Genomic DNA, 17,054 nt, shown 5'->3' with positions numbered 1-17,054 from the left:
TCGACCAAAATCTGCTACAATTTGGATTTGACAGTTCCATGTTGGGGCAAAAATTATGCGGTCAATTGAGCAACTGACTGAGGAAATATTATCCCTGCCTAGTGAAGTGAGAGCACTTCTCGCTGATAAGTTAGTGGAAAGTTTGGAATTCAATGCTGACTCAGCAATTCAGGCAGCTTGGGTGACTGAAGCCCAGCGCCGGAGAGATGAGGTCCGAAATGGCTCGGTTGAGCCCATTTCCGGTGAAGAGGCTTTAGCGCAAGTCAGACGGTTGATTGAGTCATGAAGTATATTTTTCATTCTCTGGGCTGATATCATGGGCACATCATGTCCTGAATCTCTGATTAAGCAACTGTGACGCCTCTTTCTAAACCCTTTGATTCTGTTACTCCTCCGTCTGAAGAAGAACTCACCGATATCGTGGTGATCGGGAGTGGAATTGGTGGATTGTGCTGTGCTGCATTATTGGCACAGTATGGGTTTGCGGTGACGGTTTGTGAGAGTCATAGCATTGCAGGGGGTGCAGCGCATGGGTTTTCTCGGAATGGATATACGTTTGATTCGGGTCCGTCGTTGCATTCTGGGTTGTCTGACCCTCACTCGGCTCACCCACTTAAACAGGTGTTGGATGCCATTGGTGAAACAGTCCCTTGTGTGACTTATGATACTTGGGGTTGTTATCTTCCGGAAGGGGAATTGAATATTGCCGTGGGTGCAGACCCGTTTTGTGAGGTACTGCAACAGTTGCGAGGCAGGGGTGCGGTGCAGGAATGGCGGAAGCTGCAACAAGTTATGGAACCGTTAGCGGCAGCAGCGAAGGCGATTCCTCCCACTGCGTTGCGCTGGGATTGGGGGGCTGCGATCGCCACAGCACGGTTTGCACCAGCGGTTTTGCCTCACTTGGGAAACATCGTTAAACTTACCGGGCCCTTTAGTCGAGTCATGGATGAGGTGATTCAGGACCCGTTTATCCGCAACTGGTTGGATTTGCTCTGTTTTCTGCTCTCTGGACTGCCTGCCTCGGGGACTAGCGCCGCAGAAATGGCCTTTATGTTTGCGGAATGGTATCGACCCGGGGTCGTGCTAGAGTACCCCATTGGCGGCAGTGGCGCGATCGCAGATGCCTTGGTCCGGGGACTGGAAAAACAGGGGGGACGGTTGCGCCTGAATGCTCATGTAGAACAAGTGCTGGTGGCAGGCGATTCCCTTCGGGATAGCTTCGCTTCACGCGCGGTAGGCGTACGTCTGCGGGGAGGGAAGGTGATTCACGCCCGTCAAGCGGTGGTATCCAATGCGTCGGTGTGGGATACTTTGAAATTACTACCCCAGGATGCAGTTCCGAAATCGTTTCGCGATCGCCGTCAAGGCACTCCCGCTTGTGAGAGTTTCATGCACCTGCACCTCGGCATCGATGCTGCTGGATTACCGGCTGATTTAGCCTGTCACTATATCATTGTTAACGACTGGAGTCAAGGGATTACAGCCCCGCAAAATGTCGTTTTAGTCTCCATTCCCTCGGTGTTAGACCCGTCCCTCGCCCCACCGGGAAAGCACGCCATTCACGTTTATACACCTGGGAACGAACCCTATCATTTATGGGCGGGACTTGAGCGCAATAGTGCGGCATATCAAGACTTGAAGCAAGAACGGGCGGAGGTGATGTGGCAAGGGTTAGAACGGATTATTCCGGATATTCGGCAGCGATGTGAGGTGACTTTGGTGGGAACACCTCTGACTCATGAGCGATTTTTACGCCGCGATCGCGGTTCTTATGGTCCTGCCATTGCGGCAGGAAGCGGCTTTTTTCCGGGTCCAACCACTCCCTTATCGGGGTTATTCTGCTGTGGGGATTCCACTTTTCCCGGAATCGGTTTACCTGCCGTTGCCGCCAGTGGGGCGATCGCCGCTAATACGATCGCCCCCTTGCACAAGCATCTCGCCCTACTTAAGGCGATCGGTTTTTAAAACTCCACAAACCCTATTATGCAATGTTCATAGTCACAACTTCAGTCGTTACTATGAACTAAGAGAATGGCTTAAAACCTCGCGATGGTGGGGCTCCTGTAAGTTGGTGATAGTTGGTCCTAATGGAATAATTCCACCGGGATTTAAGGGGAAAAGATTACCGTAATAGTCTCGTTTAATACTATCAAGATTACAAGTGTCTGCTACTCCCGGGAGTTGATAGATATCCCTGAGATAGGGTCCGAGGTTTTGATAGTCCTGGATGCGGCGTTTATTGCATTTAAAGAGTCCGTGATAAACAATATCAAAACGAAATAATGTGGTAAATAGCCGCACATCAGCTAGAGTTAATTGGTCGCCGCATAAGTATCGATTAGTCGCCAAAACTGCATCTATTTCATCTAAGGTATTAAACAGTTCCGTGCAGGCGGTGTTGTATGCGGTTTGACTTTGAGCAAATCCACAGCGATAGACGCCATTGTTAATGGCAGGGTAAATTTTATTGTTCCAGTATTCTATTTTGTCTTGGAATTTTTCGGGATATAAATTGAGTTCTGGATGAGTGCTAAATTCATTAAATTCTGAATTGAGCATCATAATAATTTCAGCACTTTCATTGTTGACAATGGTCTGGGTTTGGGTATCAAACAGGACCGGAACGGTGCAGCGTCCTTGATATCCGGGACGGGCGATCGCATACAGTTCCGGGAGGGTTTGACAGCCGTATTCGGGTTCATCCAGGACCCAGATTCCGGCATCGGGAGAGGGGGAGACAATGGCAACGGAAATGGCCGATTCTAATCCTTTGAGCGATCGCACCACCAGGGTCCGATGCGCCCAAGGGCAACCCAATCCCACATACAGGCGATACCGTTCCTTAGCTGGGGGATAGGGGTTTTCGGGTTGGGTTCCGACGGAATTTCTAAACTCGCTGATGGGACGAATGTATTCTCCAGTTTGATTACGCGGGGCGAGTTTGGACATCATCAGTTGCCATAGGCTCGTCCAGACAAATTTGCCCATTTTAATAATAACTTTTGAGGGCAGTTTTTTCCCTTTTTTCGGGGGAGTATTGGTTTGGTTGGAAGGAGTTTCTAAAGACATAATCAATGGGGTGAAGGGGATAAACTCATAAAAAATATTTCTCGTCTTACAAGTTGAGTAATGCACAGGCGAGGGCCTGGTTATTTTAGTCGGGTAATTGTTCTTTCAAAGAAGAAATAATCTGAGCATCTAGTTTGAGTTTGACCTCGATTAAGCGGGTGGTATCCCGGAAAATTAAAATTTGATTGTCTTCTACAAAAATTTCTGGTTCTTGCAAAGTCAAGGTTTGATATTTCAAGGCAGCGAGTCCGATCTGCATGACGAGGGTGGGTTGGGATTGGGGATAAATGTAGAGTTGCTGCCGTTTGGGGTCGAGTTGCAGTTGTCTGACGGTGGTATTGCGTTCGTCTGGCATTCCGGGTTTTGTCCAATAGAGGGTAATGCCGCGTATATCGGGGTTGGCGATCGCAAAGGTTTCGTCAAAGCGTTGGGGTTCCCAATCCAATTCTCGAACATCGCCGTTTCCCGGAAGGATACGCTGGCGCAAGATGATCTCTTTGCCGTTGAGGTTGCGCCACCATTGCCGGATTGTCTCGAAATTTTCAACCATCTCGGGATTGCTATTCCCAGAGTGCCAGGTGATGAATTGCACGATCGCCCTCCTGATTACTATCAATAATTCCCATTTTAGAGTTTAAATTAGATTTTAAAGGTGACTGTACCTCGGCAACGCTAAACCTTCCCTGACATGGACTTACCCATCGTTTATCATCCTGACTATGTGGCCCCTCTGCCTCCGTCCCATCGTTTCCCGATGGAAAAGTTTCGGTTACTCTATGAAATGCTTTTAGGCGATCGCGTTGTCACTCCCGAACAGTGTCACACGCCAGAATTGCCACCCCAGGACTGGATTGAATCCGTCCATGACCCCCAATATGTCCAGGCATATTGCCAAGGCACTCTCGACCCCAAAGCACAGCGCAGGATTGGTTTACCCTGGACTGAGGCGATCGCCCATCGCACTTGTATCTCCATTGGTGGGGCAGTTTTGACCGCTAAACTGGCATTAAAACACGGATTAGCTTGCAACACCGCCGGGGGAACGCATCATGCCTTTCCCGATTTTGGATCAGGGTTTTGCATTTTCAATGATTTGGCGATCGCCTCCAGGATGATCCAAAAATTGGCCGGGATTCGCAAAGTCTTAATTGTCGATTTGGACGTCCATCAAGGGGATGGGACAGCCTTTATTTTTAAAAATGACCCGGATGTTTTTACCTTTTCTCTACACTGTGAGGCCAATTTTCCCGGGCGAAAACAAACCAGTGATTTAGATGTTCCTTTACCCGTAGGAATGGAGGATGATGAATACTTGCAAACCGTCGCCGGTTATTTACCGGATTTACTCGGACAATTCCAACCCGATTTAGTCTTGTATGACGCAGGAGTTGATGTTCATGCAGGCGATCGCCTGGGTAAATTAGCCCTGAGTGATACCGGGATTTTTCGGCGGGATATGCAGGTGTTAAGCACCTGTCTCGCCGCTAGATATCCCGTTGCCTGTGTCATTGGGGGCGGATATTGCGAGGATATGCGCGGTTTGGTGTATCGCCATTCGCTCTTACATCGTGCTGCAGCTCAAGTGTATCGTCAGTATCGACTTTAGTGGTAACAACCGCTGGGGATTAAAACCTCCAGCTAATAGCTTAAGGCAACAACCGCCAATCGATTTATCCCCCGCCTGGTTTGCTACTCCCGTTCCAAAATTCTGACCATTCCTTTGGCACTGCCACTGATGAGAAGTTGTCCATTTGGACTGTAAACTAAGGACATCACGGCCCCACTTTCTTCCGTTAACGTGCAGAGTAATTTACCTGTGGGTAAATGCCAGATTTTGACCGTCCCATCGGCGCTGCCTGTGGCAAAGCTGTTCCCATCTGGGGCGAGGGCGACTGCGGTTACGGGTCCTAAATGGGCACTCAGACTCCACAGCAGTTCACCCGTTTCCAAATTCCAGAGTTGAATACTGCCGTCGCCACTGCCGCCGATGAGGAGTTGTTGGGGAGAGATGACGATCGCTTCTACTGCCTCTAAACTGCCATTGAGGACCGAAATCGGCTGTTTGGTTTGGAACTGCCACAGGGTAATCGTACCGTCCCCACCGCCTCGGGCGAGAATTTGACCATCGGGGGAAATGGCGAGGGAAAAGATGGGTCCGGTATAGTCCGTGAGGGTATCAATTAATTCAGCTTTGGACAAATCCCACAATTTAATCGTTTCGTCAAAACTGCCACTAACGAGGGTTTTGCCATCAGGGGCGATCGCCAAGGCGCGGACGGAACCCCCATGTCCCGTGAGGGTTTCTTTGGGAATTCCTGTGGGGAGTTCCCAGAGTTTAATGGTTTTATCCCAACTGGCAGAGGCGAGGGTTTTACCATCAGGGGCGATCGCAATGGCAAATACCCCCCGTTTGTGTTCGGCAAGGACTTGCAACAGTTCGCCCGTAGTCAGGTTCCACAGTTTAATACTGGTATCAAAACTGCCCGTTGCTAGAATTTGTCCATCAGGGGTAATCCCCAGCGATCGCACCCAGTCCGCATGGGCGGGCAAACTGTGGCGACAGATCCAATTCTGGGCCGTGGGTTCTGAGGGGGCCGCAAATGACGGCAGCACGACTTTCGACGCGGGCGGTTTGGATTTGGCGGGTTGAGAAGGGGTTGCGGATGTGGGGGGTTCCGGCGTTGCCAGTTCCGGTTGAGGGCGAGGAGAGGGCGACGGGACCACGATTTGCGAGGTTAATTGGGAAATTGCCTCCTCCACTCGTTCTAAGCGGTAGGCAAAGGATGAACGATTCAGATAGGCGATCGCATTGCCCAGACTTTCATCCAACAAGGCATATTGCTCTTTCAACCCCGCGATTTCCCCCTGAATCTGGGACAGATCCACCGATTCTAATTTCCCCAATCGGGTTTTAAGCAGAGCCAATTCATCCGGGGACCCCGTAGCCACAGGGGGGCGGCTGCCTTCCTCTACTTCCACTTGAGGGAGGGGAAGTTGCTTCTGGGGTTCCACCCGTTGGGTGAGCATTTCGAGTTCTTCCGCCAATTGGCGATGCTGTCGATTCGTTGTTCCACTGACTCGGCGAGTTTGGTGTTCCAGGCGATACCGGGCGATCGCATTCAGAATCAGGGCACTGCAAATCAAAGGGGCGGCTACATAGATAGCCCCATTAAAAAAAACCGCCACTATCGACGCCACCACTGACGCGAACAAGGAAGCATATTCTGCGGTTTCTAGCCAATGACGGTGATTTGACATAGAGTCCTTCCCACCCACCGGAGCCTATATTACAAGTGCCATTTTATCAAAAATCCCCCTAATCTTTCCATTTTATGGAGAAATGTTGATATAAGGGGGATACAAATTTTTCAGTCAAACCGGACACAATTGAGCCTAAATTGCCCAAAATTTTGTTCTGAGACTAATAATGATTCCTCTAGTTTCAACCCGGAGCGTTCGAGCCTTAAAAATAGGGTAAACAATGAACAAAGAGTTTAATCAATCATTTTGTTGTTTTGCCCCTCGTTATTGACTCAAGCGGCTGTTATCCAGAAAAATCCCCACCCGGAAAGCCGTGGGTGAGGAAGATTACAATCCTAGAAATAGCTTGGCAATATTAAAGTAAATCAGAACACCCAAAACATCTACAGCCGTGGTAATAAATGGTGCTGACATCAGGGCGGGATCTAACTTAATGGCGCGGAATAAAAACGGCAGGGCCGAACCGGATACCGATGCCAAAATGGAAATCGCAATCAGAGAGATGCCGACACAGAAAGCCACCTGGAGATTGACTCGCAAGAGGAAAAAAGCCCAGATGGTGGCCAGGGTTCCCAAAATTGTCCCTAGTAATGCACCGGCAATTCCTTCTCGCCAGATGACTTTGAGCGGTCCGAGTAAGCGAATTTCATCGGTATTCATCCCGCGAATCACCACAGTAGAAGACTGGGCACCGACATTCCCTCCCGTACCCGTAAGCAGGGGGATAAAGGCGGTGAGGACGACGACTTGCTGCAATAGCTCTTTTTGGGAATTAATAATTGATCCGGTAACGGTATTGGTGAGCAATAAGACGAACAGCCAGACGACACGGCGTCGCGCCACTGTCCATAAATTCATTTCAAAATAATTATCCCCATCGGTTTGGACCCCACCCAAGGCATAAATATCCTCGGTGGTTTCCTGTTCCATGATGTCGATCGCATCATCGATGGTGATGACCCCGACTAAGCGTTGCTCGCGATCGACCACGGGGATCGCTAGGAAATCATAGCGCTGAATCAGGCGCGAGACTTCCTCACCGTCGGTATCTGTATGGACGAATACCACATCCCGAGTCATGATTTCACTAATTTTTTCCTCGGGGGAACTAATCACCAAGTCCCGCAGGGAAACGATTCCGGTTAACCGGCGTTCGCTATCCATGACATAGAGGTAATAAATAATTTCCGCCACTGGCGACAGGGTGCGAATCCGTTCCAGGGTTTGGCTGACGCTCATATTTTCCCGGACGGAAATATATTCCGGGGTCATGATTCTCCCGGCAGTTCCCGATTCATAGCCCATTAGCAGGGCGGTGGACTGCCATTCCGTGGGAGACAGTTGTGCCCGCAATCGGCGCACGACTTTCGAGGGCAATTCATCCAGCAGTCGGGCGCGATCGTCCGGGGACATATTGCCAATGATATCTAGGACGTCCTGGCGCTTGAAGTCTTCTAAAAGCACCTGTTGGACGCTGGTATCGAGATGTTCATAAACTTCCGTTGCTTCCTGTTTGGATAGCAAGCGAAAGGCGATCGCCTGCATCGCTTCAGGCATTCCTTCGATCGCTTCGGCGATATCCACAGGTTGAACCGGGACTAAAATCGCTTTAGCCCCCTGGAGGTCCCCCTGTCTGAGCAGGGCTTCCAGTTGCGATCGCACTAAGTCAGGTATTTCTCTCCGCGACAGGGTCCCGAGGGGAGAGGATATCGGTTGAGGTTCAGTCACGTTAAACTCCCTGGATCCAGTCCGATCCCTATTCTATACAATTTAAGGGGACGCGAACTCGTCACCCCAGGCGAAACAGGGCGAGTCGAACGGGACCTCTCCAGTGGGTTCCCAGTCACTCCGCACCTCCCAAAAGCTGCTGTGCCACCGTTAAATAAATTAACACCCCCAGGACATCCACTGCTGTGGTAATAAAGGGCGCTGACATTAAGGTTGGCTCAAATCCTAGGCGATCAAATAAAAACGGGAGGGCTGACCCGGCGAAGGAGGCGAGGAAGGTAATCGCCAGCAAACTCACTCCCACGGAAATAGCAACCAGGAGATTTCCCGCTAGGAAATAGGCCCAAATGGTGACAATAAGCGACAGCATGATTCCTAACAGTGACCCGGCTGCTGTCTCCCGTCCAATCGTTCTCCAGACTTTTCCTTCCCCAATTGCATTGATATTTAATCCGCGAATCACCACGGTGGAGGACTGTGCACCCACATTCCCCCCGGTATCAATTAATAAGGGAATAAAAGCCGCCAGTGCGACCACTTGTTCGAGGATATCTTCTCGGGCGCGAATCACGGCTGAGGTTGCTGTATTTGTAATTAATAAAATCAACAACCAAACCACACGCTTTCGCGCCACGGTGAATATATTGGTTTGAAAATAGTTTTCTTTGCCGCTTGCCACCCCACCGAGGGCATAAATATCTTTTGTGGTTTCGGCTTCCACCACATCCATGACATCATCCACGGTGATAATGCCCACGAGACGTTGTTCGCTATCGACAACGGGCAAGGCTAGAAAATCATAGCGTTGAATTAATCGCGCTGCTTCCTTGCGATCGGTTTCCGTGGAAACAAAGACGGGTTCTCGCCGGGTAATTTCTGATAGAAGTTGTTCCGGGTCCGAGACGACTAAATCCCGCAGGGAAATCGTGCCCCTTAAGTGCCGAGAGGCATCGGTAACGTAAAGATAATAAATGATTTCACTGACATGGGCTAACTTTCTAATTCGGTCTAAGGCTTGTGTCACGGTCATATTTTCTTTGACCGCGATATACTGCGGGGTCATCATTCTCCCGGCGCTGTCTGGGGGATAGCCTAACAGCAAGGAGGTGGTTTGACGTTCCTGGGGACTGAGTTGTTCAAGGATGCGCTTGACCACTTTGGCGGGTAATTCATCAAACAAGCGGGCGCGATCATCTGGGGACATTTTACCGACAATATCTAAAACATCCTGGCGTTTAAATTCTTCGATTAAGGCATATTGAATACTAGAGTCGAGATATTCATAGACTTCGATCGCCTCTTCTTTTGACAACAAGCGAAAGGCGATCGCTTGCATGGTTTCGGGTAATCCTTCAATCGCTTCGGCGATATCTGGCGGTTGCACCGGAACTAGCAAGGCTTTAGCACCTTTGAGGTTATTTTGTTCGAGTAATGCCTGCAATTGCGATCGCACCAGTTCCCGCAATTCTTCTCGGCTTGTCCGCTGGACGGACGGCAATTCGGTATTATTATCATTCATAAGCCACTCTCTAATCGGTTCTCTATTTCCGAGTGTGGTTGGGGGGTGTTTTCCCCAAGCGATCGGGTCTAATGCAGCAGAAATCGGGCAACAAAATCTCGGGTTTGTTGCGATCGCTGTTGCAGAATTCCCATTCATGATAGTCCCAAGTGCATCTAGTCCGCGATTGACCAATGGTTTGATTTCCATTGGCGATCGCGACCCCAAATACTAACCGAAATCAGTAACAAGGACTTTAAATTTGCATCCGGAATTGGGTTAAGCTACCTGTTGGTTAGCCTAACCTTCACTCTTCCTTTAAATCTTTAAGCGATCGGTAATTCATGATTCATCTCCATTCCTAACATGACCGCCCTCTTACCCGGGGGTCACGAGATGAACCAGAAAACTCGCAGGTGGAGTCACACTAGGTCATTTCACTGACTAGACCGCCCGGTTGTGGAGAAACGGTCGAGGTTCATCTAAAGGCTCGTCAGCCATTGAGTCTGCCTGAGTAATCGTTGCAATACAACTACTACCAGAGCTTTCCACTTGAGTATTCCTTACTTGTTTAAGTTGCATTTAAGACCGGGAAGTTCAGAGAGTTCTGAAAGCCCTTTTTTTTTATACCACTCTTCAGAAAACAGGTCAAGCTTTTTTGGCTTTTTTTTACGGACCAGGTTTTCCCTTGTTTCCATTGGGTCAGCAGTTGGGTAGAGATTGCCCCTACTTCTGACCCTTTGCTAAATTCTAAAACCCCCTACAAAACCCCCTTACTTCTCCCTTGAAAAGGGGTAAATTCCCGAAGAAAATTGCTCTAACTGTGATGAGTTTCCTCGTCCATATCTGAGTTTGATACCACCAAAACTGGAACGCGGCTCCCCCGTAAAACCCCTTTTAAAACCGACTCTACTGCCACCCCTTCTCCCTCAGAATTAGGGGATTTTTCCACTACAATGGCGGTAACCGGATGAGCTTGCGACCAAGCCAGAATTGTTTCTAACACTGCACCTTTTTGGGTAATAAACTGATGACGAATATCCGCTAAAACTTCCTGAATCATCTCCTGAATTGCTTGAATTTCTCCTAAATTTTCTTCCGGGAACACATACAAAACAATCGCCTCTCCATGACTACGGCGAGCTAAATCTGCTGTTTGTTTCAAAACTGCCATAGCCCGAGGGGAACTCTCCACCACTGCCAAAAATAGAGTCCGACCCTCAACCGTCACTTTTGTTGGATCTACTGCTCCTTTTTTAAGCAATTTTGGAGCAAAAGTCGGAATTGCCCAAGCCCCCAAAGGAGCGGTCAATAAAATTGCCCAGGCGGCAACGGCTAAAATAATTTCACCCCCTTCAATGCCGTAGGCTAAAGGTAATGCACCCAAGGCCGCTTGTACTGTTGCTTTTGCTGAATTTCCGGGCAAGAGGAACAGTTTTTCTTGCCAAGTCCAATTACTTCCTACGGTGGAAAGTGTCCACCCCAGGGTTCTCCCGATTAATAAACCCACGGCTAAAATAGTCAACCCCGGTAAGAACATTTCTCCCAAAACTTGTAATTGAATACTGGCTCCCATTAACACAAATAAAACAATTTCTGCCACAATCCACAGGGTATTAAATCCATTGCGGAGTCGGCGGGCTAGGGGTGCATCCAGTTTGATTAAAAAGAATCCCATCGACATCACGGCTAAATAACCAGAAAAGTAAGGAAATTCGCGAGCAGCAATCACGGTAAAGGCGGCTAAGACTGAGGTAATTAAAACATCGTGGACGGGATTTTTACTCCAGCTTTGCCGTTCTAGCAGGGAAACTAATAATTCGGCGGCTAAATAACCGGCAAGGGTTCCTAAAACTACCTGCATAATCGCTTGCAGGGGAAGTAAAACCAGTGGATGTAAGGCCAGACCCAAGAGGCGAATTTCCGGCGTGGTTTCGCCTTGTTGTAAAAAATTTAACAGTAAACTGAAGAGTAGTAAGAGTACAACATCGGAAAGGGCAGACCCGGTTAAAATGGCATCGGGAATGCCTTTTTTGACGCCCCAACCCAATTGTTTGAGACGCAACATTCCCGGGACAATGACGGCGGGAGATTCGGGGGAAATAATGCAACCGAGGAGCAACCCGGTTAAGAGGTCAAATTGGAAGAGAAACATAGAAGCAATGGCGATCGCCCCGGTTTCCAGGATAGCGGGTAAAATGCCCAATCGCAGGGCCACGCTTCCCTGTTGCGCCAGCTTATCGCGATCGAGTCCGAGTCCGGCTTTCATCAGGATAATCATCACCGCCAGGGTCCTTAAATCATCGGCAGCGGCGAGAATTCCCGGTTCTAGGCGATTTCCCACTTCCGGACCGAGGATGATTCCGACCAAAATCATGCCAATGAGCGGGGGTGCACCGAGGCGACGGGCGAATTGACCCGCAAAAAAGCCCATCCCTAAGATCCAAATGGTACTGATTAACATGGCTCATGCTCCTGAACAGGTGTAGAGTGGCTGATCCAGGAGTGGATTGAGCACGCGCCCTACCTCCCGGCATTCAGCCCGGACAGGTAGGAGCCATCAGCCCTTCAGCCCCCCATCGGGATCGCTGAATCGGCGGTTATGGCGAGCTCCATCGCCTTCAATCTTAAATCAGCACTTAATATAGCATGAATTTCTGTAAGAATCCATAGATTGACTCATTTTTTTATGGGACAGAATCACTCAAAAATCATCCCCCTGCTGCCAGAATATCTTTCTGGAGGTAGAATCCACGGGAGGATTAAGTTTTGTAAAATTCAGAGCATAACGAGGGAATTTTACAGGAGTTTTTTTCATGTCCCAGTACGATGTGATTATAATTGGAGCCGGTCATAATGGCTTAGTGTGTGCTGCGTACCTTTTAAAGGCGGGTAAAAGTGTTTTACTTTTAGAAAAACGCTCAGTTCCCGGGGGTGCAGCAACCACGGAAGAATCTTTACCCGAAGAAGCACCGGGGTTTAAATTTAACCTCTGTGCGATTGACCATGAATTTATCCATCTGGGGCCAGTGGTGGAAGAATTAGAACTCGAAAAATACGGATTAGAGTATCTGTATTGCGATCCGGTCGTCTTTTGTCCGCAACCGGATGGGAAATACTTCCTCGGACATAAATCCGTAGACAAAACCTGTAGTGAGATTGCCCGCTATAGTGAGCGCGACGCCCAGAAATATGGAGAATTTGTCCACTATTGGCAGCGAGTTCTCAATGCAATAACCCCCATTTTTAACGCCCCGCCTAAATCCATTATCGATATCACCGGCAATTATAATTTTGATAAAATTAAAGACCTTCTGTCTTTACTGGGAACCCCCGATAAAATCCTAGATTTTGCCCGAACCATGCTCAGTAGTCCTCAAGATATGTTAGAGGAATGGTTTGATACAGAAGTCGTCAAAGCACCCTTAGCTAGACTCGCCGCCGAAATGAGCATTCCTCCCTCACAAAAGGGGATGTCTGTGGGTGCAATTATGATGGCAATGCGCCATCACCCTGGTATGGCAAGACCCCGAGGAGGCACCGGCGCACTCACTCAAGCATTAGTGAATCGAGTTACCAGTCTCGGCGGTGAAATTCTGTGCGATCGCGGTGTTGAACGAATTTTAGTGGATAATGGTCGCGCCGTCGGTGTCCGCGTGGATGGAGGACAAGAATACCGCGCCAAAGAAGGGGTTATTTCTAATATTGATGCCAAACGAGTCTTTTTGGATCTGCTTGATCCAGGAGAGGTTAACGCCGCCGACCCCAACTTACGCGATCGCGTAGATCGCCGCATTGTGAACAACAATGAAAGCATCCTCAAGCTGGATTGCGCCCTCTCAGAAGTACCCCGATTTGAAGCCTATAATCACCAAGATGAGTATTTAATTGGCTCGGTCGTTATTGCCGATTCCGTTCATCATGTGGAAGAAGGTCATAGTCTCTGTCAACTGGGCGTAGTTCCTGATGAAAATCCCTCCATGTATGCGGTAGTTCCCACCGTTCTTGACCCATCAATGGCCCCGGAAGGAAAGCATACCCTCTGGGTGGAATTCTTCGCCCCTTATCAGATTCATGGTGCAGAAGGAACCGGACAAAATGGCACCGGATGGACCGATGAACTCAAAAACAAAGTGGCCGATCGCCTGATTGATAAACTGTCCGATTATGCACCGAATCTCAAGAGTTCCATTATTGCGCGACGGGTCGAAAGTCCAGCAGAATTGGGCGCTCGCCTCGGGTCTTATAAGGGAAATCATTACCATATTGATATGACCTTAGACCAGATGATTTTCTTCCGCCCCCTGCCCGAAATTGCCAACTACAAAACCCCCATTGATGGGTTGTTTTTAACTGGGGCTGGTACTCATCCCGGTGGTTCAATTTCGGGAATGCCCGGACGGAATTGTGCCCGCGTATTCTTATTCCAACAGCAACCCATGAGCCAAACCTTAAAAGATGCGACCAATTCGGTCAAATCAATGGCAAGTTCTGTGTTTAATTTGTCCAGTTAATGCGGATGAATTGTTGAGTTCAAGATTTTGGGGACGAATCTAAAGACCTAACAAATACCCGGCTTTACCCGTCTAATGTGCTGATCAAGAGCTTGATTCAATCTCCGGTATCCTCCCCAAGGCATTGGGGAGGGCTATGGCATCTCATTCTTCTAAGGAACCATAAGCCGGAAGGTTTATGGTTTTTTTAGTGAAATCCTATTTAACCCACAAATCGAAAGCATGATTTCTGGAGTTAGGGAGATAATTATTTATCTCAATTGGTGGCTGGTTACGCTAATTTTTTGTTGCTTTCATCGATTAATAAAATAGGAGCGATCGCTTTGATAGACGTTTACATTTTCAATTTGCTGGCTATCGGTTTGTTACTGCTCTCAGTAACGGTATTTTCGGGGTGGATTAAGCGGTTGCCGCTTTCTTATGCCCTGATTTATTTAGTTGTTGGTATTTTCATGGGTCCTTATGGAATCCGATTAATTATGGTGCGCCCAGATGCCAATTTTCTGGAGCGATTGAGTGAATTAGTCGTAATTATTTCCTTGTTTAGTTGTGGGCTAAAAATGAATCGCCCGCTTAAGTTGTGGGCTTGGCAGACCACAGCCCGATTAATTGGATTTTTGATGCCAATTTCTATTGTAGCGCTCGCAGTGGTCGGGCGCTTATTTTTGGGCTTGGATTGGGGGGCGGCGATTTTACTCGGGGCAATTCTTGCTCCCACCGACCCGGTTTTGGCATCAGAAGTGCAACTGTCCCATGTTGAAGATAAAGATGAACTGCGCTTTGGCTTAACCTCTGAAGGGGGTTTAAATGATGCCTTGGCTTTTCCCTTTGTTTATTTTGGGTTATATGCATTAAAAGATAGCAATGTCAATAACTGGATTTATCAGTGGTTAGTGATTGATTTAATTTGGGCGATCGCCGCTGGTATCGGCATGGGAATTGTCGTAGCTTTGGCCATTGTTTGGCTCGAAAAACAATTGCATCGTGTTCGTCCCGTGGATGAACTCATGCACGATTTTATTGCGTTGAGTACAATTTTCCTGGCCTATTCCCTAACAGAAGTGATTAATGGATATGGGTTTCTCGCGGTATTTGTTGCCGGAGTAACAGTCCGCAGAAGCTACAGCCGCGATTCAGAACGAACCGAGGCTCAACTAAGATTAACGGAACGGGTGGAAAAACTCCTAGAGGTGGTAACTATCTTGTTAGTCGGTTCTCTGCTGAGAATAGAACCGAGTTTACAATTTGCTGGAGATGCGTTAATCGTCGCGGTATTTTTGTTGTTTATCATTCGTCCCGTGGGAACTTGGATTAGTACCATTGGCTCCAATTTTCATCGTTCAAAACGGTTATTGATGGGGTGGTTTGGGGTTCGGGGTGTAGGTTCAGTGTATTATCTGGCTTATGCGCTGGGCAAAGGGTTAGAAGGAGAAACGGGGGAAAAAATCGCTTGGATTGTTTTTCTGAACCTCGTGATTTCGGCCATTGTGCATGGAATTAGTGCGACTCCGTTGATGAATTGGTATGAGTCGAAGGTCGAGAAAAGAAAGGTAACCCTCCGGGGCGATCGCTCCTGATGATGCAAACCCCCCCTCCCTGAAGGATGTTCTATCGCTGCCCTAAATTTAGGGCAGCTATTTTTGTAAAAACGTGATATTGAAGCAATCAATCCCCTACTCGAAGGCAAATTTAGGGCACAATTACTCAAGGGTTGGGCGAGGGTGGCGCTTGATCCCCTGGTGTTGGGGAAGTTTGGCCCAAATCCAGTCCAGAACCCCTTCTGTACTCAGTCCCTGGCGATCCTTCTTCGTATAGATGCCAGATTTGTAGAAAAATGTTGCAATAAAGGTATTGTTACGGATTAAAGACCCATGACCCAACGAGTTTTGATTATTGGCGGACGGGGACGGATCGGCAGCAGCATTGCCCAAGATTTGGTCACCCATACCGATGCAAAAATTACGGTAACGGGACGGGACAAGACACCGGGAAAATCAGTAGAGGAGACCCTAGGCGATCGCGTGCAGTTTCGGGCGGTACATTTAGACGATCGCGCCGAGTTGGAACAGGCGATCGCCGCAAGCGATCTCGTCATCCATAGTGCCGGACCCTTCCATCACCGCGATGCCCGAGTCCTCCAACTCTGCATCGATCGTGGCGTCAACTATACCGATGTAAGCGATAGTCGAGGATTCACCCGCAGGGCGCTGGCATTGCAAGACGCCGCAGAAAAAGCAGGCGTAACCGCCATTATTAATACCGGCATTTTTCCCGGAATTTCTAATAGTATGGTTCGCCAAGGAGTCGAACAACTTCAAGAAGCCGATCGCATCCATTTAAGCTATGTTGTCGGTGGGTCAGGAGGTGCGGGAGTCACGGTCATGCGCACCACCTTTTTAGGCTTACAAAACCCCTTTGATGCCTGGATTGATGGGGAATGGAAGCAGGTGAAACCCTATACCGATCGCGAAACCATCGAATTTCCTCCACCCTACGGCAAGGTGGGAGTTTACTGGTTTGATATGCCAGAAGCCTTCACCTTACCCGACTCCTTCCCGGTCAAAACTGCTATTACCAAATTTGGCACTTCCCCAGATTTGTACAACCATTTAACCTGGATGGTGGCTAATTTATGGCCTTCCGCCGCCCTAAAAAATTCCGCTGTAGTGGAGTTTTTATCCCAAGTTAGCTACCGCATGACGGGAGTTACCGACAAATTTAGCGGGACCGGGGTGGCAGTGCGATCGGAAGTCAACGGGCGAAACGCCGCAGGAGAACCCGCCACCTTTTGTAGTGCAGTAGTTCATAACAGCGCCGCTGTTGCCACCGGAATCGGCACCGGGACGATCGCCGAACTGATGCTGAAAGGAAAACTCACCAAACCTGGGGTATGGCCCGTAGAACAAGCCTTATCCACTCCGTTGTTTGAATCAATTATGACAACTCGGGGAATCGAGATAGCTCATCATTGGTTGTAAGCTGTC

The 17,054-nt window shown here is 48.7% G+C and carries 13 protein-coding genes and 1 riboswitch; of the genes, 7 read left to right on the top strand and 6 right to left on the bottom strand.

Annotation, left to right across the window (positions count from 1 at the left end):
- Positions 1 to 55 precede the first annotated feature (55 nt).
- Both NG792_RS01210 and NG792_RS01205 read left to right on the top strand, forming a co-directional pair.
- Positions 56 to 286: an addiction module protein gene (locus tag NG792_RS01210; protein WP_261234208.1), complete on the top strand. Its 231-nt coding sequence runs from the start codon at positions 56 to 58 to the stop codon at positions 284 to 286.
- A gap of 68 nt (positions 287 to 354) precedes the next feature.
- Positions 355 to 1,965: a phytoene desaturase family protein gene (locus NG792_RS01205; RefSeq protein ID WP_261234207.1), complete on the top strand. Its 1,611-nt coding sequence runs from the start codon at positions 355 to 357 to the stop codon at positions 1,963 to 1,965.
- Positions 1,966 to 2,016: 51 nt separating this feature from the next.
- On the opposite strand, the gene NG792_RS01200 is transcribed toward NG792_RS01205, so the two are convergent.
- Positions 2,017 to 3,069: a glutathione S-transferase family protein gene (locus NG792_RS01200; protein WP_261234206.1), complete on the bottom strand. Its 1,053-nt coding sequence runs from the start codon at positions 3,067 to 3,069 to the stop codon at positions 2,017 to 2,019.
- Positions 3,070 to 3,154: 85 nt separating this feature from the next.
- Positions 3,155 to 3,661 (bottom strand): hypothetical protein, encoded by a 507-nt coding sequence (locus NG792_RS01195; RefSeq protein ID WP_261234205.1) that lies wholly within the window; start codon positions 3,659 to 3,661, stop codon positions 3,155 to 3,157.
- 96 nt (positions 3,662 to 3,757) lie between these two features.
- Between NG792_RS01195 and NG792_RS01190 the strand changes: the two genes are divergently transcribed.
- The gene (locus tag NG792_RS01190; protein WP_261201587.1) at positions 3,758 to 4,675 is read left to right on the top strand and encodes a histone deacetylase family protein; all 918 of its coding nucleotides are present in this window, start codon (positions 3,758 to 3,760) and stop codon (positions 4,673 to 4,675) included.
- 83 nt (positions 4,676 to 4,758) lie between these two features.
- Here NG792_RS01190 and NG792_RS01185 read toward each other — a convergent pair whose 3' ends face one another.
- The 3 genes from NG792_RS01185 to mgtE (NG792_RS01175) all read right to left on the bottom strand — a co-directional run bounded on the left by NG792_RS01185 (position 4,759) and on the right by mgtE (NG792_RS01175) (position 9,577).
- On the bottom strand, positions 4,759 to 6,327 hold the full coding sequence (locus NG792_RS01185; RefSeq protein WP_261234204.1) for a hypothetical protein: 1,569 nt from the start codon (positions 6,325 to 6,327) through the stop codon (positions 4,759 to 4,761).
- A 330-nt stretch (positions 6,328 to 6,657) separates the two neighbouring features.
- The gene (gene mgtE, locus NG792_RS01180; RefSeq protein WP_261201589.1) at positions 6,658 to 8,058 is read right to left on the bottom strand and encodes a magnesium transporter; all 1,401 of its coding nucleotides are present in this window, start codon (positions 8,056 to 8,058) and stop codon (positions 6,658 to 6,660) included.
- A gap of 115 nt (positions 8,059 to 8,173) precedes the next feature.
- Complete coding sequence (gene mgtE / locus NG792_RS01175) at positions 8,174 to 9,577, bottom strand: magnesium transporter (protein ID WP_261234203.1); 1,404 nt, start codon at positions 9,575 to 9,577, stop codon at positions 8,174 to 8,176.
- A gap of 34 nt (positions 9,578 to 9,611) precedes the next feature.
- Here mgtE (NG792_RS01175) and NG792_RS01170 point away from each other — a divergent pair, with 34 nt between their 5' ends.
- On the top strand, positions 9,612 to 9,791 hold the full coding sequence (locus NG792_RS01170; protein ID WP_261234202.1) for a hypothetical protein: 180 nt from the start codon (positions 9,612 to 9,614) through the stop codon (positions 9,789 to 9,791).
- 582 nt (positions 9,792 to 10,373) lie between these two features.
- Here the strand turns inward: NG792_RS01170 and NG792_RS01165 are convergent.
- Entirely contained in the window at positions 10,374 to 12,020 is a 1,647-nt protein-coding gene (locus NG792_RS01165) for a cation:proton antiporter (RefSeq protein ID WP_261234201.1), read from the bottom strand.
- 80 nt (positions 12,021 to 12,100) lie between these two features.
- Positions 12,101 to 12,185: riboswitch (Fluoride riboswitch) on the bottom strand.
- 187 nt (positions 12,186 to 12,372) lie between these two features.
- Between NG792_RS01165 and crtO the strand changes: the two genes are divergently transcribed.
- The 3 genes from crtO to NG792_RS01150 all read left to right on the top strand — a co-directional run bounded on the left by crtO (position 12,373) and on the right by NG792_RS01150 (position 17,048).
- Positions 12,373 to 14,070, top strand: coding sequence for a beta-carotene ketolase CrtO (gene crtO, locus NG792_RS01160; RefSeq protein ID WP_261234200.1), 1,698 nt, complete (start codon positions 12,373 to 12,375; stop codon positions 14,068 to 14,070).
- A 323-nt stretch (positions 14,071 to 14,393) separates the two neighbouring features.
- Entirely contained in the window at positions 14,394 to 15,647 is a 1,254-nt protein-coding gene (locus NG792_RS01155; RefSeq protein WP_261234199.1) for a cation:proton antiporter, read from the top strand.
- Between the two features lie 294 nt (positions 15,648 to 15,941).
- A complete protein-coding gene (locus NG792_RS01150; protein ID WP_261234198.1) occupies positions 15,942 to 17,048 on the top strand; it encodes a saccharopine dehydrogenase family protein in 1,107 nt (368 codons plus the stop codon).
- Positions 17,049 to 17,054: the final 6 nt, after the last annotated feature.

Source organism: Laspinema olomoucense D3b, assembly GCF_025370785.1.
In the GTDB taxonomy this organism is placed as follows: Bacteria; Cyanobacteriota; Cyanobacteriia; order Cyanobacteriales; family Laspinemataceae; genus Laspinema; species Laspinema olomoucense.
The sequence above is the reverse complement of the archived record's forward strand: the minus strand, read 5'-3'. Positions and strand labels throughout refer to the sequence as shown.